23 protein-coding genes are annotated in these 18984 nt (G+C 38.3%); 16 read left to right on the top strand and 7 right to left on the bottom strand.

Annotated elements, in window-relative coordinates:
• Window positions 1-210 precede the first annotated feature (210 nt).
• From IGL49_RS10955 to rpsD, 4 genes are all read right to left on the bottom strand, one after another.
• Window positions 211-354 carry a putative holin-like toxin gene (locus IGL49_RS10955; protein ID WP_104854452.1) on the bottom strand — a complete coding sequence of 48 codons (144 nt, stop codon included), beginning with the start codon at window positions 352-354 and terminating at the stop codon, window positions 211-213.
• A gap of 384 nt (window positions 355-738) precedes the next feature.
• Complete coding sequence (gene lepB / locus IGL49_RS10950) at window positions 739-1275, bottom strand: signal peptidase I (RefSeq protein ID WP_104854453.1); 537 nt, start codon at window positions 1273-1275, stop codon at window positions 739-741.
• 61 nt (window positions 1276-1336) lie between these two features.
• Window positions 1337-1885, bottom strand: coding sequence for a biotin transporter BioY (locus IGL49_RS10945; protein WP_104854454.1), 549 nt, complete (start codon window positions 1883-1885; stop codon window positions 1337-1339).
• A 159-nt stretch (window positions 1886-2044) separates the two neighbouring features.
• Window positions 2045-2656 carry a 30S ribosomal protein S4 gene (rpsD, locus tag IGL49_RS10940; RefSeq protein ID WP_002365342.1) on the bottom strand — a complete coding sequence of 204 codons (612 nt, stop codon included), beginning with the start codon at window positions 2654-2656 and terminating at the stop codon, window positions 2045-2047.
• A gap of 323 nt (window positions 2657-2979) precedes the next feature.
• On the opposite strand from rpsD, the gene IGL49_RS10935 reads away from it, so the two are divergent.
• The 3 genes from IGL49_RS10935 (at window position 2980) to IGL49_RS10925 (ending at window position 5294) form a co-directional block, all read left to right on the top strand.
• The gene (locus IGL49_RS10935) at window positions 2980-3783 is read left to right on the top strand and encodes a formate/nitrite transporter family protein (RefSeq protein WP_002365340.1); all 804 of its coding nucleotides are present in this window, start codon (window positions 2980-2982) and stop codon (window positions 3781-3783) included.
• A gap of 71 nt (window positions 3784-3854) precedes the next feature.
• On the top strand, window positions 3855-4508 hold the full coding sequence (locus IGL49_RS10930) for a DNA alkylation repair protein (RefSeq protein ID WP_104854455.1): 654 nt from the start codon (window positions 3855-3857) through the stop codon (window positions 4506-4508).
• A 9-nt stretch (window positions 4509-4517) separates the two neighbouring features.
• Window positions 4518-5294 (top strand): HAD family hydrolase, encoded by a 777-nt coding sequence (locus IGL49_RS10925; protein ID WP_002361040.1) that lies wholly within the window; start codon window positions 4518-4520, stop codon window positions 5292-5294.
• Window positions 5295-5339: 45 nt separating this feature from the next.
• Here the strand turns inward: IGL49_RS10925 and def are convergent, their stop codons facing one another.
• Window positions 5340-5903: a peptide deformylase gene (gene def, locus IGL49_RS10920; RefSeq protein ID WP_104854456.1), complete on the bottom strand. Its 564-nt coding sequence runs from the start codon at window positions 5901-5903 to the stop codon at window positions 5340-5342.
• Between the two features lie 279 nt (window positions 5904-6182).
• On the opposite strand from def, the gene rpsO reads away from it, so the two are divergent.
• From rpsO to IGL49_RS10880, 8 genes are all read left to right on the top strand, one after another.
• Window positions 6183-6452 (top strand): 30S ribosomal protein S15, encoded by a 270-nt coding sequence (rpsO, locus tag IGL49_RS10915; protein WP_002354983.1) that lies wholly within the window; start codon window positions 6183-6185, stop codon window positions 6450-6452.
• Window positions 6453-6638: 186 nt separating this feature from the next.
• The gene (gene pnp, locus IGL49_RS10910) at window positions 6639-8753 is read left to right on the top strand and encodes a polyribonucleotide nucleotidyltransferase (protein WP_002367402.1); all 2115 of its coding nucleotides are present in this window, start codon (window positions 6639-6641) and stop codon (window positions 8751-8753) included.
• A 181-nt stretch (window positions 8754-8934) separates the two neighbouring features.
• The gene (gene mreC / locus IGL49_RS10905; RefSeq protein ID WP_104854458.1) at window positions 8935-9795 is read left to right on the top strand and encodes a rod shape-determining protein MreC; all 861 of its coding nucleotides are present in this window, start codon (window positions 8935-8937) and stop codon (window positions 9793-9795) included.
• Complete coding sequence (gene mreD, locus IGL49_RS10900) at window positions 9792-10301, top strand: rod shape-determining protein MreD (RefSeq protein ID WP_104854459.1); 510 nt, start codon at window positions 9792-9794, stop codon at window positions 10299-10301. Before mreC ends, mreD begins: the two co-directional genes overlap by 4 nt.
• Before the next feature lie 330 nt (window positions 10302-10631).
• Entirely contained in the window at window positions 10632-12053 is a 1422-nt protein-coding gene (locus IGL49_RS10895; RefSeq protein ID WP_164982938.1) for a CHAP domain-containing protein, read from the top strand.
• A 177-nt stretch (window positions 12054-12230) separates the two neighbouring features.
• Window positions 12231-12800, top strand: a complete 570-nt coding sequence (locus tag IGL49_RS10890; RefSeq protein ID WP_104854461.1) for a TetR/AcrR family transcriptional regulator — start codon at window positions 12231-12233, stop codon at window positions 12798-12800.
• 40 nt (window positions 12801-12840) lie between these two features.
• Entirely contained in the window at window positions 12841-13311 is a 471-nt protein-coding gene (locus tag IGL49_RS10885) for a low molecular weight protein-tyrosine-phosphatase (protein ID WP_104854462.1), read from the top strand.
• A gap of 88 nt (window positions 13312-13399) precedes the next feature.
• Window positions 13400-13630: a hypothetical protein gene (locus IGL49_RS10880; protein WP_164982929.1), complete on the top strand. Its 231-nt coding sequence runs from the start codon at window positions 13400-13402 to the stop codon at window positions 13628-13630.
• 46 nt (window positions 13631-13676) lie between these two features.
• Here the strand turns inward: IGL49_RS10880 and IGL49_RS10875 are convergent, their stop codons facing one another.
• On the bottom strand, window positions 13677-14411 hold the full coding sequence (locus IGL49_RS10875) for a class A sortase (RefSeq protein WP_104854464.1): 735 nt from the start codon (window positions 14409-14411) through the stop codon (window positions 13677-13679).
• A 233-nt stretch (window positions 14412-14644) separates the two neighbouring features.
• On the opposite strand from IGL49_RS10875, the gene IGL49_RS10870 reads away from it, so the two are divergent.
• The 3 genes from IGL49_RS10870 (at window position 14645) to thiT (ending at window position 16850) form a co-directional block, all read left to right on the top strand.
• The gene (locus IGL49_RS10870) at window positions 14645-15430 is read left to right on the top strand and encodes a hypothetical protein (RefSeq protein ID WP_104854465.1); all 786 of its coding nucleotides are present in this window, start codon (window positions 14645-14647) and stop codon (window positions 15428-15430) included.
• A 75-nt stretch (window positions 15431-15505) separates the two neighbouring features.
• A complete protein-coding gene (locus IGL49_RS10865; RefSeq protein WP_164982928.1) occupies window positions 15506-16111 on the top strand; it encodes a PepSY domain-containing protein in 606 nt (201 codons plus the stop codon).
• A gap of 163 nt (window positions 16112-16274) precedes the next feature.
• A complete protein-coding gene (thiT, locus tag IGL49_RS10860) occupies window positions 16275-16850 on the top strand; it encodes an energy-coupled thiamine transporter ThiT (protein ID WP_002354998.1) in 576 nt (191 codons plus the stop codon).
• Between the two features lie 119 nt (window positions 16851-16969).
• Here the strand turns inward: thiT and IGL49_RS10855 are convergent, their stop codons facing one another.
• Window positions 16970-17332, bottom strand: a complete 363-nt coding sequence (locus IGL49_RS10855; protein WP_002354999.1) for a hypothetical protein — start codon at window positions 17330-17332, stop codon at window positions 16970-16972.
• Window positions 17333-17548: 216 nt separating this feature from the next.
• On the opposite strand from IGL49_RS10855, the gene IGL49_RS10850 reads away from it, so the two are divergent.
• Window positions 17549-18325, top strand: coding sequence for a peptidase C39 family protein (locus IGL49_RS10850; protein ID WP_164982927.1), 777 nt, complete (start codon window positions 17549-17551; stop codon window positions 18323-18325).
• A gap of 76 nt (window positions 18326-18401) precedes the next feature.
• Window positions 18402-18953 carry a DNA-3-methyladenine glycosylase I gene (locus IGL49_RS10845; RefSeq protein ID WP_104854468.1) on the top strand — a complete coding sequence of 184 codons (552 nt, stop codon included), beginning with the start codon at window positions 18402-18404 and terminating at the stop codon, window positions 18951-18953.
• Window positions 18954-18984 lie beyond the last annotated feature (31 nt).

Genomic DNA, 18984 nt, shown 5'->3' with positions numbered 1-18984 from the left:
CTTCCTCTCTGGGGCGTGTTGTGTTAGGGCATGATTTTACAAGTAACATCATTATCGCGTGTAAATTTATTCGTTTTTCTGGGCAGAGTATGCTATAATAAAAACGAAAAGAGAGCTATGCGCTAACATACCTCTCTAATGTAGAGCCGTTTAAGACGGTGACCCGTTATTATTTTATAAAAAATAACCGTACTCGATCAAAGTAGACGGTTATTTTTTATTGTCTTCTTTAACAGCTTTTAGGATTCCGAAGATCAAAGTCGCGATAAAAGAACCGAAACTAATCATCAGAGCTAAAGCTTCTGCGATAGACAAAAGGCCTCTCCTTTCATAGATTTTAGCACTTACATCCATAAGCACCACCTCACCGAAAGGGGAAAGTCTCTGCTCCTACGCTTCTCACTTTGTTGCGAAGCTCGTCGCAAAGCGCATGTTCCTTTGCGCTTGCCTCCGCATTAACTTCTCTACACTTAGATTATACCATGTAAAACTAAAAAATAATTAGTTTTCCATACTTTTTTTCAGGGAAGTGTGCTACAATAGAAAAGAGAGCTATGCGTCAACATACCTCTCTAATGTAGTGGTGACCGTTTAAGTTATAAAAATAACCGTACTTGGTCAAAGTTAAACAGCGGTCATTTCTTTTTGTCTTCTTTAAGCAGTTTCACAATCAAAGCAGTGTAGTGCCCCCAAAAAGTCTAACTTTTTGGGGGCACTATATTTTGTTTGGGTATTTTTTTATGGAAAGCCAATTTTATCTAATGGATAATAACGAAAAGTCAAAACACCTTCCACGCTCGCTTGTTTAACAAAGCCAAAGTAACGACTGTCGTCTGAGCGCGGGCGATTATCGCCCAAGACAAAATACATGCCTTCTGGAACGGTCAGGGATTGGGTGGCTTCTAAGGTTTCTAGCGTAAAATCTTGGGTATAATTTTCATTTTTAGAGACATCTCTTTTAGCACTTGCTAAGTAATCTTCACTGAGCGAGACACCATTGATATAAAGAGTATCATCGCGATACTCGACTGTTTCGCCAGGTAAACCAATTAAACGTTTGGCTACTCGTTGACCGTTACGAGGACTGGGGAAAGCAATAATGTCAAAGCGCTGTGGCTTTTTAATCGAGGTCACCCATAAACGGTCGTTGTTATGAAGTGTTGGTTCCATCGAAGAGCCGTTCACTGCAGCAGGGGAGAAAACATAGTGTCGAATCAGCAAGACTGCGACGACTAACAAAATCAACTGAACCAATCGTTTGAATAATGAGGACATGGACTTCACTCCTTTGTCCTTTTAGTGTACTACAGACAAGGCAAAGAAAAAAGTTTTCCCCTTAAGAAAGGTGTGCTAAAAAGCGTTTCATAAAGCGTTGGCGAATTAAAATACCCACATAAGCAGCTGCAACAGCCTTGATGACACCAGGAATAATAAACGGAGCAAACCCGCCAGCGAAAGCGTTTGGCCACGGCAGATTCGCAGAATATTTCAACCAAATCATGCCGAAAACTAAGGTAACTAAGGCGCCGACAATATTTGCGATAATGGCCCAAGTATAGTTAAAGGTTGTTTTTTCTAAAATATAACCGGTTAATAAGCCGTTAAAGATAAACCCGATTAAATAGCCGCCAGTTGGTCCAAAGAGTACACCGAACCCGCTAGACATCCCAGCGTAAACGGGTAAACCAATTAATCCTAATAAGAAGTAAATTAAAATAGCGTAGGTCCCCGTTCGCTTGCCCAAAACGGTAGCGGTTAAGCCAATGGCAAACGTTTGGCCAGTTAAGGGGACAATCCCCAATGGAATTGTAAATTGTGAAAGTACAGCAATAATCACAGCGAATTCTGCTGCTAAAATCAAGGAGCGTAACGATGCTTTATTCATAAGAAGCCTCACTTTCTATTGTTAACCAATTATTTTTATTTGGTTAACAATAGTTTAGCGGAAGTAAACAATTTTGTAAAGAGGGCAAAGAAAAAAACCTTGCCAAGAAAGGCAAGGTTTTGAAAGAAGGTAAGAACCGTAGTTCGACCTTTTGAAATCTTAAAGTTTTTGGTTGTAGTATTCAACGACAAGTGCTTCGTCGATTTCTGGGTAAAGTTCATCACGTTCTGGTAAACGAGTGAAGCTACCTTCTAATTTTTCAGTGTCAAAGCTTACGAATGCTGGACGTCCAACAGTTGCTTCAACCGCTTCTTTAATTGTTGAGATGTTTTGAGATTTTTCACGAACACCGATCACTTGACCAACTTCAACGTGGTATGATGGAATATCAACACGTTTGCCGTCTACAGTGATGTGGCCATGGTTAACTAATTGACGTGCTTGACGACGAGTAGTTGCAAGACCTAAACGGTAAACAACGTTATCTAAGCGTTGTTCTAGTAAAACCATGAAGTTAACACCGTGTTTACCTTCTTTGATTTTGCTTGCTTTAATGAACAACGTACGGAATTGACGTTCGTTCATGCCATACATATGACGTAATTTTTGTTTTTCAGTTAATTGCATTCCGTATTCAGAAACTTTACCACGGCTGTTAGGTCCGTGTTGTCCTGGTTTGTAAGGGCGACGAGCTAGTTCTTTACCAGTACCTGATAAAGAGATACCTAGACGACGAGATACTTTCCATGATGGTCCAGTATAACGAGACATTAAAAATTCCTCCAATAAATAAATGTTTTTTTGGAGTAAAATAATTAGATGAAAAATTCATATTCGTTCAGTTCATTCTTCAACCTTCGCCTTTGCAGCCGCGGTTACGCAGTTGAACCAAGTTTGGCAATGAACTGTTGACGAGTTATTATTCTTCTGCTGCAATTATTTTACACAAAATCTAGTATACTTAATAGGATAGGAAACGTCAAGGTTTTAAAGTGAAATCTGAAAAAAAGGTAGACAAAAACACTTTTCCTCATTAGAATAAGGGAAGATGTTTTGAAAATATAAGTTGAAAACGAAATGAAAGGGAGTTTACAATGAAGTCTGGTTCACCATTGTTTGAACAAATTGATAAATCTATCGATAAGAAAGTGAATTTATTCTCAAACAGCTTTTCCCGCTACGCTGTTCGTGCAATGCTTGCTTGTCTATTTTTAACGTTGGGAACAGCCGTTGCTTTTGCAATTGCAATTAAAGGAGAAGGAATTTCTCATGGTTTAGGGAAAATGCTTTATGCCTTCATGTTCAGTTGGTCACTTGTGATGATTTTATATATGAATGCCGAACTTGGTACCTCGAATATGTTGTACATGACTGTTGGGGTCTATCGTAAAAAAGTCAACTTTTCCTTAGCTGCAAAAATTTTATTTACCTGTATCTTATTCAATTTAATTGGTGGTGTCTTGTTTGGCTTCTTGGTATCACTTACGGTGCCGTTCCAAGATTTGCCAAAAGATAGTTTCTTCTTTACGTCGATTGCTGGAAAATTAGAAAAAACCACCCTACAAATTTTAGTTGAAGCTATGTTCGCCAATATTGTAGTTAATACAGCCGTATTAGTGAGTATGCGAATGAAAGATGACGCCGGCAAAGTCGCGGCCATTATTTTCATTATCTTTATCTTTGCGTTCCTTGGTTTTGAACACGTGATTGCCAACTTCCCAGCCTTCAGTTTAGCTTACTTTGCTTCAAACGGCGCAATTGAAGCTTTCACAGCTGGTAATGTTGTTCATAATCTGTTCTGGGCCTTTATCGGTAACTTTATCGGTGGTGGCTTAATCATGGGTCTCGGCTATGCCTGGTTAGATAAAGACAACAAAAACTTAACGTATTTTGATTAATTGACCAACCAACTATACTAAAACATGGTACACTGTTTTAGTATAGTTTTTTTATTATAAGGAGCGAAGGAATGGACACACTTCAATTTCAGAAGAACCCAGAAACAGCAGCAAAAATGTCTGCTTATATGAAAGACCAATTTGTATTTGCGGGCATCCCCGCCCCAGAACGTCAAGCTTTAAGTAAACAACTTTTAAAAGAAAGTCATAAGTGGTCAAAGGAAAAATTATGCCAAGAGATTGAGGACTACTATCAAAAAACAGAACGAGAATATCAGTATGTCGCTATTGATTTAGCCCTTCAAAATGTTCGGAGATTTTCATTAGAAGAGGTCGTAGCGTTTAAAGCCTATGTTCCACAAAAAGCGTGGTGGGATAGTGTGGATGCTTGGCGAAAATTTTTTGGGTCGTGGGTGGCGCTGCATCTGACTGAATTGCCAACGATTTTTGAACTTTTTTATGGCGCTGACAATTTCTGGAATCGGCGTGTTGCGCTGAATTTACAGTTGATGTTAAAAGAAAAGACCAATCAGGACCTGTTGAAAAAGGCGATTATTTATGATAGAACTACAGAGGAGTTCTTCATTCAAAAAGCGATTGGCTGGTCATTACGCCAATATAGTAAAACGAATCCGCAATGGGTCGCGGAATTGATGAAAGAATTAGTGTTGAGTCCTTTAGCACAACGAGAAGGCAGTAAATATTTAGCGAAAGCGAGCGAATAAGGAAAAATGATGGAAAGAAAACTTTTTGCATTTGATATTGATGGGACGTTGTTAAATTCGGAGAAGAAAGCATTGGATAGCACGAGAGAAGCGCTAGCAAAATTGCGGGAGCAAGGACACTTAGTTACGCTGGCCACTGGCAGAAGTCGTTATATGGCGCAAGAGGTGATTTGGGATTTAGATTTTACCAATTACGTATTATGTAATGGCGCCGCGGCTTTTGTGGATCATGAGCAATATTATCAAAATTTATTGCATGCTGAAGCGTTGGAACGTTTGGCACAAGATAGTGATCAACGCGGCTTAGGGTTTGCTTGTGTGGGCTTAGATGATATTAAGAAGAGCAACCAGCACCGTGCTGAAAAAATGGAAATTGCGATGAACTCTTTTCATTTTCATTCACCTGCTTATGATGAACACTTTTACCGTCAAAATGATATTTATCAAGCGCTGGCATTTTATGACGCAGAAGATCAGTGTACGTTTGAAGAAGAATACCCAGAATTTCGCTTTATTCGCTGGCATCAACATAGCGTAGATGTTGTGCCTAAAGATGGCTCAAAATCAGCTACGTTAACGTATTTAGCTAAACGTGTGGGTATTGATGCAAAAAATATCATTGCCTTTGGGGACGGCGAAAATGACCGAGAAATGTTAAGCCATGCAGGGATTGGCGTCGCAATGGGCAATGCGAGTCCTTCCATTCAAAAAGTGGCCACAATGGTCACAGATACCAATGATAATGATGGCATTTGGAAAGCCTTAAAAGAAATGAAGGCCATCTAAAAAACTGCACCGTTTGTCTGAAAACAAACGGTGCAGTTTTTTTCTTTATTCGATGACTAAAACGCCCTCTTTTAAAGCAAAGGGATTTTCTTTGTTAATGTGATCGTAGAACATGATACCATTAATATGATCAATTTCATGTTGCACCACAATCGCTTCGTAGTTTTTTAAACGAACTTTGTGTTTTTCGCCAGTCATGTCGAAATAACTTACGGTAATTTTGTTATGACGAACGACATACCCTGGCACATCCCGATCGACAGATAAACAGCCTTCACCTTCACCTAAACAGACATCTTGCACAGAATGGCTCAAAATTTTAGGGTTGTACATCACCGTACTTAATGAAGGGGTTTCGTTTTCTGGGTCGTTACTAGGAACATGAACAGCGATAATTCGTTTAGAAATATCTAATTGTGGTGCGGCTAAACCAACGCCACCACGTAATTGTAATTCTTCAGCTTTAACTGGATCTTGACTATTTTTTAAGAAAGTCAACATGTCTTCGCCTAATTGACGGTCTTCCTCAGTGATAGGGATAGGCACTTCTTCTGCCACAGCACGAAGTGTCGGATTCCCTTCGCGAATAATATCTTTCATTGTAATCATGCAATGGTTCCTCCTTTGAAACATAAAAAAATTCTTCTTTTATTTATTCATGCGCTGAAATAATCAGTTGTTTACCACCATTTAGTGTATCACAAAATCACCAAAAAAGGGGCTAGATTGTTTAAAAAAACTATCGAATAATAGAGATTAAGCTTGCATTTTAGCGGTGTTTCCTGTAAAGTAAGCTTGTGTGGAAACACACCATCTATCACTTGGTTTAGCGAGTCACCAACGCTTCACTCAGTGATCAGACGAATAATAGAGAAAGAGGTGGAACAAATGGCAATTTCACAAGAAAGAAAAAACGAAATCATTAAAGAATACGCACGTCATGAAGGAGATACTGGTTCTCCAGAAGTACAAATTGCGGTCTTAACTGAAGACATTAACCAATTGAACGAACATGCGCGTACACACAAAAAAGATCACCATTCTTACCGTGGTTTAATGAAAAAAATCGGTCACCGTCGTAACTTGTTAGCTTACTTACGTAAAACTGACATCCAACGTTACCGCGAATTGATCCAACGTTTAGGATTACGTCGTTAATCATTACGTATAAAGCGAGGTTCAATCAGAATCTCGCTTTTTATCTTATTGTCACTATTGAAGGTCCTCTTTGGAAAGTTTTTAGGAACTACTAACCAAATGAAAGAGCAGCAACGACTTGTTACTTTTTCATTTGTTTAGTAGCCGTCTGACTTTTCCAAAGAGCAAGAGTAAAGGAGAAGAATTATGACAGAAAAACAAGTCTTTAAAACAACTTGGGGCGGCCGCCCGCTAGAAGTAGAAATCGGCCAATTAGCCAAACAAGCCAATGGGGCTGTCTTGGTACGCTACGGCGATACAGTCGTTTTAAGTGCTGCTGTTGCCTCTAAAGAAGCAAAAGATGTAGACTTTTTCCCATTAACTGTAAACTATGAAGAAAAAATGTATGCGGTAGGAAAAATTCCTGGTGGCTTCATTAAACGTGAAGGTCGTCCAAGTGAACGTGCGACATTAACTGCTCGTTTAATCGACCGTCCCATTCGCCCAATGTTCTCAGAAGGCTTCCGTAACGAAGTCCAAATCACGAACATCGTTATGAGTGTGGATCAAGACTGTACACCAGAAATGGCTGCAATGTTTGGGTCTTCCTTAGCGTTAGCAATTTCAGATATTCCGTTTGACGGACCAATTGCTGGTGTTGACGTTGGTCGTATTAATGGCGAATATGTCTTAAACCCAACGGTAGAACAAGCGGAACAAACAGATATTGAATTAACTGTTGCTGGAACAAAAGAAGCCATCAATATGGTTGAAAGTGGTGCCAAAGAAGTATCAGAAGAAGATATGTTAGGTGCCTTACTTTTCGGTTTTGATGCCATTAAAGAACTAGTGGCGTTCCAAGAAGAAATCGTTGCCGCTGTAGGTAAACCAAAAATGGACGTGGACTTATTACAAGTGGACGCTGATCTTAAAAAAGAAATTTTTGATGCGTACTACAATACAATGAAAACAGCCGTAATGACGGAAGAAAAATTAGCACGTGAAGTTGAAATTGACAAAGTAAAAGATACAGTCAAAGAAGTTTACGCTGAAAAATTTGCGGAACACGAAGAAGAAGCACAATTACTAAAAGAAGTGAAACAAATTGCGGAAGATCTTGAAAAAGATGTCGTACGTGAGTTAATCACGATTGATAAGATTCGCCCAGATGGCCGTAAATTAGACGAAATTCGTCATTTATCATCAGAAGTAAGTATTTTACCACGTGTGCATGGTTCTGGCTTATTTACTCGGGGTCAAACACAAGCTTTATCCGTTTGTACATTAGCGCCTTTAGGGGAACATCAAATTATCGATGGGTTGGGTGTCCAAGATAGCAAACGTTTCATCCATCATTATAACTTCCCGCAATTCTCTGTTGGTTCAACAGGACGCGCGGGCTCACCAGGTCGTCGTGAAATCGGTCACGGTGCGTTAGGTGAACGTGCTTTAGCACAAATTATTCCATCAGAAGAAGACTTCCCTTACACAATCCGCTTAGTAGCAGAAGTGTTAGAATCAAATGGTTCTTCTTCACAAGCAAGTATTTGCGCGGGAACATTAGCATTAATGGATGCGGGTGTGCCAATTAAAGCGCCAGTTGCAGGTATTGCAATGGGTCTTGTTAGTGATGGCGAAAACTATACAATCTTAACAGATATTCAAGGTTTAGAAGATCACTTAGGCGACATGGACTTTAAAGTAGCGGGAACGAAAGACGGAATCACTGCTTTACAAATGGACATCAAAATCCAAGGAATTACAGAACAAATTTTAACGGAAGCATTAGACCAAGCGAAGAAAGCACGGATGGAAATTCTAGAAGAATTAACAACAACGATTGCTGCCCCTCGTGAAGAATTAAGTCAATATGCACCGAAAATTGAAATGATTCAAATTAAACCAGCGAAAATTAAAGATGTCATTGGTAAAGGCGGCGAAACAATCAACAGCATCATTGATGAAACCGGCGTTAAGATTGATATCGATCAAGACGGTAACGTAAGTATTGCTTCATCCGATGCTGAAATGATTAAAAAAGCCATCAAGATTATTGAAGAATTAACCAAAGAAGTCGAAGTCGGTCAAGTTTACTTAGCAAAAGTTGTCCGCATTGAAAAATTTGGTGCGTTTGTTAACCTAATTAAAGGCAAAGATGGTTTGATCCATATTTCTCAATTAGCAAACGAACGTGTGAACAACGTTGAAGATGTCGTGAAATTAGGCGATGAAGTCCTTGTCAAAGTAACTGAAATTGACAAACAAGGCCGTGTCAACGTGTCAAGAAAAGCGTTATTAAACGAAGAAAACAAAGAAAAATAATTTCTTTTTAAACCAACGAAAACCAAGGAAGCTTCCTTTCTTTTCGTTGGTTTTTTCGTTGAAAGCAAGCCCTAAAAAAGAAATGATAAAAAAAGCTAAAGACGATCGCCAACTCTTTTGTTTATAGTCAATTAGTGGTAAAATTAATACTATCAGTCTGAAGAATATCTGGGGTGTCTTTGTGAAAAAATTTAATCCAAATAAAAATATAATCATTACCTTAATTTTAGTCATTATTTTAGTAACCATTATTAGTTTAACTGCTGCGCAACGTTCTGAAAAAGGCAAAACCAATATCGTTCAAGGTGGCGTCAACAATAGCGTTAGTATGGTGGATCGTGTGATTTCTTTTCCAGCCCGTGTGGTGGAAAATGGCTTGTCTTCAATGGGCAATTTAATTAACACGTTTAAAGAAAACGAACGTCTGAAAGAAAAAATTGATAGCTATAATGAATTAGCTGTCCAAAACAATAACTATAAACGTGAAATTGATAGTTTAAAACAAGAATTGAATCTGAACGAAACGTTGGCGAATTATGAAAAAGTAACTGCGAATGTTATTACGCGTTCGCCTGATACTTGGCAAGACTTATTAATTATCGATAAAGGAACCAATGACGGCATTGAAGCGGGCATGGCGGTCATGGCGCAAAAAGGGTTAGTGGGGCGTGTTATTGAAGTCAATGCAACAACTGCAAAAGTGGAACTACTAACGTCTAAAAATGTCAACTCAAACCATTTCCCTGTGCGAGTAACTTCCGCAAATGGCGAATCGTTTGGTTTGCTTAAAAATTACGACAATAAGACGAATGCATTAATTGTGTCGCAATTAACTGGCGATGCCACTCTGAAAGAAGGCGATGTCGTTCAGACTTCTGGCTTAGGTGGTAATTCACCAGCCGATTTAGCGGTGGGGACAGTTATTAAAGTGAAACCAGATAGTTTTGGTTTAGATCGTGAAGTGTATGTGAAACCTTATGCAGATGTCTATGGGATCTCAGTTGTGACGGTCGTGAAAAGATCGGCAGGGGAAAGCGAATGATTCGGAAAGAGTATTTAAAATACGTCACACCTATTCTCTTGTTTTTCTTAATGTTAATCGATGCTCATTTAACAAAGTCTTTTGAAACATGGACAAGTAATGTTTACTTCGCCAGTTCTCATCTGTTGTTACTTGCGTTTATGTTTGCCGTTCCTAATTTCTCTAAACGTTATTTATTAATTACTTCGTTAATTTTAGGCTTTATTTGCGATAGCTACTACATTGGCATTATCGGGATTTATACAGTTGCACTGACGATTTCGGTTATGTTGATGTATACATTTAAAGAAGTAATTCAAACAAATATATTAACTGGTTTTTTTGGGATCGTTATTTTTACCACCTTGTATGAACTTATTGCAGTTCTGATTCAAGTGGCCTTTCATTTAGCTGATGTTAGCCCAATTTTATTTATTACGCGTGTGTTGGGTCCTACACTGCTATTGAACATGGTGTGGTATGTTATTTTATCTTATCCGCTGAAAAAACTGTTTTCCGTAAAATAAAAATTGAAAATTTCGTTCATTTACGAGAAGTGCTCATTGAGTAGCATTTCTCGCTTTTTTTGTTTTTTTAAATAACAAAACAATGAGAAGATTATCCTGAATTTTTGAAGAAAGTTGTGAAAAAAGTGAATCATTTTTTTGTCATTTACAAGAAGAAAATTGAAATATTACTGTAACATCCATATTATCTCAGTGACATACAGCTATGCTACAATTGCTCTATCGTTGAAAAAGAGAAATTTATTCAAATTTTAATAAATAAGGAAAAAGCTTAACAAAAAAGGATTTTCGGAGGACAACAGATTGAAGAAAAGTGTATTATCGGCTCTAATGGTATGTTCCATTACATTAACAAGCGTAGCGTTGCCATCCGCAGCATTTGCAGATGAATACGATACAAAGATTCAGCAACAAGATCAAAAAATTAATGCGTTAACTAGCCAAATGTCAGATGCAGAAGCAAAAGTTGCCGCTATTGAAAATGATATGGTTGAAACGGCCAAACAAATCGATACATTAACAGCTAAAAAGAACAAGCTATCATCAGAAGTATCTAAATTATATAGTGAAATTTCCGATTTGAATGTCCGTATTCAAAAACGTGAAGTACAAATGACAAAACAAGCACGCGATGTCCAAGTGAATGGTCAAAGTGATTCAATTATTGACGCAGTTTTAGATGCAGATTCAGTAGCAGATGCCATTGGTCGCGTTCAAGCGGTCTCAACAATGATGAGCGCCAACAATGAATTACTAGAACAACAAAAAGAAGACAAAGCGACTGTTGAAAAGAAAACAAAGAATGTTGAAAAGCAAATTGCTGAATTAGAAGCAGCAACAAAAGAATTAAATGACAAAACAGAATCATTAAAAACATTGAAGATTCAACAAGAAGTGGCTAAAAATGATTTAGAAGCGCAACGTTCTGAAGAACAAGGGAAAAAAGACAGCTTCATTAAACAGAAAAAAGAAGCGGAAAAACGTTTAGCAGAAGAACAAGCACGCCAACGTGCAGCTGCTAAAAAAGCGGAAGAACAAGCGGCAGCGCAAGCCCAAGCCGCAGCACAAAAAGCGGCAGCAGAGCAAGCGAAAGCAACAAAAGCAGCCAATGAGGCAGCAGCATCCGCCGCTGAAGAAAAAGCCGCAACACCAGTTGTAGAATCATCAACAACTACTGAAAGTACCACAACGCAAGAAACAACAACTTCAAGTACTGAAACAGAAAGTGTTGTAACAACACCTGTGGCATCAGCACCTGAAAAAGAAAAAGAAGTTCCTGTAACTAACCCAGCGACTCCTGAAAAAGGCAATGAAGCAAAACCAGGGAATGGTGGCGTGACTTCAGGAAAACAAGCAGCTATTAATGCGGCTTTAGCAGATGTTGGTAATTCTTATGCAACAGGTTGGAATCAACCAGGAGAATGTTTAGTATCTGTTCGTCGTTGGTTAGCGGCAGGCGGCATTAACTTCGGTTACGGCGGTCCAAATAGTGGCTATGTTGGCTCTGGCGCAACACAAGTTAGCTGGAGTAACGTGCAACCTGGTGATGTTGTTCAATATGAAAGTGCCTATAGTCCAGATAGCTGGATTGGTGGCGTGCATACTGTCTTAGTTACAGGTGTAAGTGGTGGAAGTGTTCAAATCGTTGAAGCGAACAACCCAGGAGGTTCTGGCTATGTTTCTTCTAACTCTAACTGGTCACCGGCACCACCAGCAGGATTCCGCGCTGTTGTATGGCGTTTTCCAGGCTAAATAGTCATCTATTAATAATCGATAACAAGGAGTGGTAACTAACAAAAACTGTTAGTTGCCGCTTTTTTTATTCATTTAATTTTAAATATATGCATAAAAAGCATCTGAAAAGATTGTAATCTGGCCGTTTTTTTGCAATTATAGAGGTATATACATATTAGGAGCGGAGGAATCAGCATGAGCGGAACGCACGATACAAAACAAGCAATCGCTTCAGCTTTAATAGAATTATGTGAACAAAAGGAATTTCGTAAAATAAGTGTCCAAGATATTACCCAAAAAGTGGGTCTGAATCGCCAAACATTTTATTATCACTTTACAGATAAATATGATTTGTTACGTTGGATTTATCGTCATGATGCATTGATTTACTTAGAAACAGATATCTGCTTGGAAAACTGGGAGGAACAAGCCCTAAAGTTATTAAAAGCAATTAAAGAGAAGAGTCATTTCTACTATACAACGGTGACCTCAGATTCAGAAGTTCTTCTTAATGTTTTTTCTGCTTCGACCAATCGCTTATTTATTTCATTATTTGAACAAGTCGATGTTGAGAATCATTTAACAGATAAAGACAAACAATTTTATGCGAATTTCTTTTCCTATGGATGTAGCGGCGTCTTAACGAAATGGATTCTCGAGGAATATCCTCAAACTCCTCTGGAAATGGCAACTCAATTATTCCGTTTAGCGAAAGATACAGAATTTATGGCTTATCATTTGTATGAACAAGAAGCCAATGAGTAACAAGTTAAGAATAAAAAGTTTTATGAAGGAGTGAAGCGTTGTGGTAACTGTTTTATTTGTTTGCTTAGGCAATATTTGTCGCTCGCCGATGGCAGAAGCGATTTTTCGTCAGAAAGTCCAACAAGCCGGTTTAGAAGCGACTATTCAAGTGTTTTCAGCAGCTACTAGTCACTGGGAAGTGGGCAGTCAGCCCCATAAAGGAACCAGAAAAATTTTAGAGGAACAGGGGATTTCCTATCAAGGAATGCGGGCGACACAAATCCAGCCAAGCGATTTTAAAAAATATGACTATATCATTGGAATGGATGCGAATAATGTGGCAGATTTAAAAGCATTAGCCCCGCAAGAAGAGCAACAACGGATTCATTTATTTATGGAAGTTGTGGCTGGTAAAGAAACCATGGACGTGCCTGATCCGTATTATACTGGCGATTTTGAGGAAACGTACCGCTTAGTAGACACAGGTACTTCAGAATGGTTGAAAAAAATAAAAGCACAGCTGAAAGATTAGGACTATAGTCCGATAGTACTTTCTGTTTCCCCTTGGTACAATAGTGTTAACAAATTGTTCAGGGAAAAAGAGACAGGAGGGAAGTAAGATGAACAGTCGTTATTTATCCTATGTTGTTGAATTGAGTTTGTATTATTTATTGTTGATAATGAGTCTGCCGCTAGTGTATGCTGTCACGTATCATTTATCTTTTAGTAGTATGTATACAAGTGAATGGTTAATGATCTCTGTCTTCTTATCTCCGTTAGTTTTATTATTTGCAGGTATTCGTTATGGTTTTGCTCGTTTGAAACAGCAAGAACGCCAAGCGATGAAATAAAGCAAAAAATCCTTGAAAAGTGTCAAAACTTTTCAAGGATTTTTTATTAAGCGACCCAATCGGCTAAGGTTTTTTGCTCCAATTGGAAAGCCTTCAACATATCGTCGTTGGCGTCTTTAATAGGCGTCGTTGCTGCCAATGTTCCTTGAACAGCAATTCGCGTGGTGGCTTGTAAATCACCACAGGTAATTAAGGTAATCATATTTTTGCCAGGAACGTCATCAATTAACTCAACACGGGTGGGTTCGATTTTTTCTACAGAAGTTATTTTGTATGTATAAACAGTAGATAAATCAGTAATATAAATAACTTCGTCTTTTTTAGTTCTTTCTAAAGGTGAAAATAAGGAAACGCCATCTTCCGTTCGATGACTAGCCAAGGCATAATTGTTTTTCCCCATGACTTGATCTTCTTTCATGGTCCCCGCACCAGTTAATAAAGCGACATTTGACAATCCTTTAAAAATGGGCAAATTAATTTCGACACTTGGTATCGCAATGGCACCAATTACAGGTAAGTTTTTGTTTTCAAATTGTGCTTTCATCACTGCTTCTGTGCTCAAAGATTCAACTGAATCAAAGTCAAACGTTGTTTCACGAGCCATATTTTTCTTCACATCGGCTGGTTTCAACTTGCTAACGGCGTACGAGCGACTATTTTGTTGAACCACCCAACTGCGTATCTGATTGTTAAAAATTAAGGCCAAGCCAATGATAAATAGTAAAACTAATAAACTATTGATTAACCAATTTTTTCCTCTTTTTTTCTCTTTTGGGCGCATATTCTCCCTCCTTTTAATGTATCAAGTTTACCACAATTTATTTGAAAAACCTATTTATTTTCTTTGGGGAATAGGTAAGCGGGTCGGACCTTGATTTAATAAAAAACAACTGAACCGATTGATTTTTCAAAAAAAACCTCATTTTGTAATGGAATTTTAAAGTAAAAGAAACAAGCTTTTCTTTTGAAAATATTGTAAAATGGTAAGGAGGCTAGTAGAGGGGAGATGGGAATTTGCTTGATTTAATTTATGTACATATAGATGTAACCAGCAACGCGGTTTTATCTAAAGGGATTACCCATTCCGATTTTGTTCGTTCAATTGTGCATCACCCACAGAACTTACTATTATTAGATCCTTCTGCCGAAGCTGGCGAATACGATATGCATTCAGGTTTGAAAATAATTCGTGGAGAAGAAAGCGTCAATCGCTATTTTCAATCGCTTCAACGTCGTTGGATGACTGAAGAGATTAAATGGATTGACTTTTCCGATGTGACAATGCTAAAAGAGCTAACGCCATTAGAAATTTCGGAACTTCTTTATTTTGGACACATGAAGAATAGTTTGCATTCGCCTTTCTTTTATAAGCTACAAAATGATTTTGTCTTTTTTGAATTTGCAGATCAGATGACGCGTGTCTATTATCGTTATATTGATGAATTTTATCGAATCTTTGCTGATAAAATTACACGTGTTGTTTTGGAGAAAGTGAATCAGAAAAAGGCCTTCTTTAAACGAAATACGCCTGTCGAAAAATTAAGTCCTGAATTACTTAAAAATATGAAAGGGATCTTACAAGAAGGTGTTATTTTTTGCTTCCAACAAACAGAAGTGGATAAAGAAGAATATCGGATTCCTATTTACTTGGTGGAAGATTCACTTAGCAAAATGAAAAATACGTCTTACCAAAAAGAAGAAATTTTGGCAACGCTTGTCTATAATAGTGAAAAACGCACTTGGCACATTGAACAAGAGAATGATTTCGGTGAAATTTTTATGCTGGCCCATGAAGGCTGAAAAAGCTCTAACTTTATTAATAAAGTAGAGCTTTTTTTGTAGCTATGCTTTGGTTAAGCAATCAAGTATAATAAAATGATAAAAGAGAAAGAAGGTTGTTTCATGAAAAAAATTTTACTTGGTTCATCTGTGATTTTGGCCCTGCTATTAACGGCAGGTTGCACAGCTAAAACACCTACGACAGAACCAACAAAAAACGAACAAAAAGTAACGACTACCTCAAAGAAGAAAACTGCGGTAGCTGTCTCTTTAGAAAAAGTCACGACAGCATTTGAGAAAAAATATCCAGAAGCTAAACTAACAAGTCTGCAGTTAGATACAGATTTTGGACGTTATTTTTATGAAATAGAAGGCGTGGATCAGCAAAAAGAATATCAAGTTGAAGTGAACGCAGAGACAGGCGAATTCACAAAAGAAAAAGTCGAAACCTTGGATGCCGATGAACAAAATGGCGTTAAAATGCAAGAAGAGGCACTTGATTTAACAAATATCATTTCCAGAGAACAAGCCACAACCTTGGCTGAAAAAGCAGCAAAAGTTGGCCAAGCAACAGATTGGAAGTTAGAGAAAGAATTAGGAATCACCTACTGGGAAGTGAAAGTGAAAGAGGGGCAACAAAAAATAGAAGTAAAAATCGATGCCCATTCTGGAAAAATTTTGACAACTGAGCGGGATGATTAATTGATAAAAAGTAGCTGACGTGCGTTTGAGTAAGAGCTGATTTCCTTAAACGCTGATCCAGCTATTTTTTTGCTTGTTCGACAAACGTGTTTTTCTCAAGTCCCTATGGTAAAATAACGATGTATTAGTGGTTGAGAGTGTCAGAACATAGGAGGAAATTTGTTTGGCTAGAAAAATGGATTTACGTATTTGGGTAGAAGGAACAGTCGTCGCAGCAATGGCCATGGCCCTCTCTTTTTTACCGATTGAATTTGCCAATAGTGGCTTGGACCTATCGTTGGGAATGGTCCCATTAGTTCTTTATTCGTTTCGTCGTGGGTTGCTTCCCGGAGTTGCAGCAGGCTTTGTTTGGGGCATGTTAAATATTATTCTCGGTACAGCTATGAAAAATTTCTTGTCCGTTCCACAGATTATTTTTGAATATCCCTTTGCTTTTGCGTTTGGAGGAATGGGTGGCGTATTCGCTAGAAAAATTCAACTGTATTTTCAAGCGAATCGCTTAAAATCAGCCATTCGTACGATTATTTTAGGAAGTGTTGTCGCAGTCTTCGCCCGCTGGTTTTGGCATTTTTGGGCGGGGGTATTGGTTTGGGGCATGTATGCACCAGAAGGGATGAGTCCCTACCTCTATTCCTTTGTTCTAAACGGTACGAGTACCGTCGTCAATTGTTTGTATGTGAGTCTAGTTCTAGGCTTATTGGCAAAAGTAGCACCGCAATTATTTGTGCCTAAGAAATAAGTAGGCTCCTGAGCCAGAAGTTTCAGAGGCTTTTGACTAAAGTCATAAATAAAAGAAACCACCAACCTGCGATTGGCATGGTTGGTGGTTTCCATTTATTTTATAAAGACTTCAATATTCTAGTGAATTTGACGTTGGTGACGATTGGCTAACGTGCTGACTTTCATTACAGAAGCAACCGGAATCATGCGCAACTGTTGTTCATCCGTTTGTAAACGAACGACGATATTGTCCGAAATATTTTTTGAGACAATCCAGCCAATCACTGTTTCGAATTTATGCGCTGTAGGGACTTCTTTCAATTGTAAGACCACTAAGGATTTTTGGGCGGCAGCGACTTGGAGCTCTTGTAAAAGCGCACTGCGTTCCTTTTCTTTATTCTTTTGATCTTGAGAATCTTCTAAAAATGCCGAAAAGAAATGTTGGGAAGAGAGCGTAATCAGTTTAGAAATGCTCTTGATGGTAGCTTTATGTTGATCCATTCTTCTGCCTCCTTTACGAATAAAATAGAATAAAACTCAAATGACTAATTACCTGTATTTTACCTAATTTTGTGATAAAATTCAAGAAAATATGTTCGCCTTCGATAATTATGAGAATTTACCAACGTTTCTGTTTTTCGAAAAAGAAAGTAGTATAATGTGTGAGCATATAAGAAATACATAAGATTATTGGATGTAGTCAATAGATAGAAAAGGATGAATAGTATGTCAAAAAAACCATCAGGTTACCAAAAAAAAGTTCTCACGGTGTTGTTGGTATCGTTTGGCTTTGGCGGGTTGTTAGCGCAGTTTTCGCCGATGAAATCGGGTGGGTTTTCAAGTTGGTTTGATGATTCATATGTCAAAGCTAGTGCTGAATCAAGTAAAACAAAAGAACCAGCACCAGTTAAAATTGAGAAAAAAGTCAAACCTTTAAGCTATGGACAACAGGTCAATCAAGAAATTGAAAAGAAGCAATATAATGGACATCTGGATTTGCCGTTAGAATTGCAGACAGATGCTAAATGGAAAGACACCGCATACGGATTTGGCAATGTGGATAAGCCGAATACAATCGAAATTAATGGCTGTGCGATTGTGTCGCTTGCAATGGTGGGTTCTTACATGGATCACCAAGAAGTTACCCCTCTGGATGTGTTAGCTTGGGCAAAAAATGACTTCTTTATGGAAGGGCAAGGAACGGCGTGGTCTATTTTTGGTGCATATGCTGAAATGAAAGGCTATAACTGTCAAGAAATTGGGGATATTGAAACAGTGGCCGCTTTCTTGAAGGAAGGTCATCCAGTCATTATTTCTGTAAAACCGGGCTATTTCACTACAACGGGTCACATTATGGTGATGAGTGGTGTGGATGAAAAAGGCGATTTCTGGATTAATGATCCAAACGATTCAGAAGAAAAGGGCCATTCAAAACGGACATTTACAGACGAAGAAGTCATGAATGAAGCGTTAAACTTCTGGGCATTTTATTAGGAATAGGAAAAGGTGTGGAACAACAGGCAGGACCCTTTATTCGCATCTTTTTTATTAAATAAAAGGAGGCAGGACAATGGAGCGATGTACTTGGGCAATGAATACAAGTGAAGAGATGCAAGCCTATCATGATGATGAATGGGGACGTCCAGTTCATGAAGAACAGAAATTATTTGAGTTGTTGTCCTTGGAAAGTATGCAAGCGGGCTTAAGCTGGGCGATTATTTTGAATAAACGAGAAGCGCTCAGGGCAGCTTATGATGCGTTTGATTATCGGGAAATTGCACGATATGACGAGGAAAAAATTTTAGCTTTACTAGCAAATCCTGGTGTGATTCGTCATCGTTTAAAAATTCAAGCGACCATCACGAATGCGCAAGTTTTTCAAGAAATTCAGGCAGAATTTGGCTCCTTTGATCGCTACCTTTGGAACTTTGTCGATCAGCAACCAATCGTTAATCACTGGCAACGGCCAGAAGAGGTTCCAGCCTCCACGGAATTATCGCAACAGATTAGTCGAGCATTAAAAAAACGAGGGTTTAAATTTTTAGGCGCAACGACAGTCTATTCCTTTTTACAGGCAGCAGGTTTGGTGAATGATCATTTAGAAACGTGTCAGTATAAATAATAAAAGGCTCCTTCCAAAATTGAAGGAGCCT

This window comes from Enterococcus sp. DIV1337a (genome assembly GCF_051712285.1).
Taxonomy (GTDB): domain Bacteria; phylum Bacillota; class Bacilli; order Lactobacillales; family Enterococcaceae; genus Enterococcus; species Enterococcus faecalis.
This window is presented reverse-complemented; position numbering and strand designations above follow the sequence as displayed.

Coding starts and splice junctions, on each gene's coding strand:
- IGL49_RS10955 (WP_104854452.1), bottom strand. CDS start 354: ATGGATGTAAGTGCTAAAATCTATGAAAGGAGAGGCCTTTTGTCTATC.
- lepB (WP_104854453.1), bottom strand. CDS start 1,275: ATGTCCTCATTATTCAAACGATTGGTTCAGTTGATTTTGTTAGTCGTC.
- IGL49_RS10945 (WP_104854454.1), bottom strand. CDS start 1,885: ATGAATAAAGCATCGTTACGCTCCTTGATTTTAGCAGCAGAATTCGCT.
- rpsD (WP_002365342.1), bottom strand. CDS start 2,656: ATGTCTCGTTATACTGGACCATCATGGAAAGTATCTCGTCGTCTAGGT.
- IGL49_RS10935 (WP_002365340.1), top strand. CDS start 2,980: ATGAAGTCTGGTTCACCATTGTTTGAACAAATTGATAAATCTATCGAT.
- IGL49_RS10930 (WP_104854455.1), top strand. CDS start 3,855: ATGGACACACTTCAATTTCAGAAGAACCCAGAAACAGCAGCAAAAATG.
- IGL49_RS10925 (WP_002361040.1), top strand. CDS start 4,518: ATGGAAAGAAAACTTTTTGCATTTGATATTGATGGGACGTTGTTAAAT.
- def (WP_104854456.1), bottom strand. CDS start 5,903: ATGATTACAATGAAAGATATTATTCGCGAAGGGAATCCGACACTTCGT.
- rpsO (WP_002354983.1), top strand. CDS start 6,183: ATGGCAATTTCACAAGAAAGAAAAAACGAAATCATTAAAGAATACGCA.
- pnp (WP_002367402.1), top strand. CDS start 6,639: ATGACAGAAAAACAAGTCTTTAAAACAACTTGGGGCGGCCGCCCGCTA.
- mreD (WP_104854459.1), top strand. CDS start 9,792: ATGATTCGGAAAGAGTATTTAAAATACGTCACACCTATTCTCTTGTTT.
- IGL49_RS10895 (WP_164982938.1), top strand. CDS start 10,632: ATGGTATGTTCCATTACATTAACAAGCGTAGCGTTGCCATCCGCAGCA.
- IGL49_RS10890 (WP_104854461.1), top strand. CDS start 12,231: ATGAGCGGAACGCACGATACAAAACAAGCAATCGCTTCAGCTTTAATA.
- IGL49_RS10880 (WP_164982929.1), top strand. CDS start 13,400: ATGAACAGTCGTTATTTATCCTATGTTGTTGAATTGAGTTTGTATTAT.
- IGL49_RS10875 (WP_104854464.1), bottom strand. CDS start 14,411: ATGCGCCCAAAAGAGAAAAAAAGAGGAAAAAATTGGTTAATCAATAGT.
- IGL49_RS10865 (WP_164982928.1), top strand. CDS start 15,506: ATGATAAAAGAGAAAGAAGGTTGTTTCATGAAAAAAATTTTACTTGGT.
- IGL49_RS10855 (WP_002354999.1), bottom strand. CDS start 17,332: ATGGATCAACATAAAGCTACCATCAAGAGCATTTCTAAACTGATTACG.
- IGL49_RS10850 (WP_164982927.1), top strand. CDS start 17,549: ATGAATAGTATGTCAAAAAAACCATCAGGTTACCAAAAAAAAGTTCTC.
- IGL49_RS10845 (WP_104854468.1), top strand. CDS start 18,402: ATGGAGCGATGTACTTGGGCAATGAATACAAGTGAAGAGATGCAAGCC.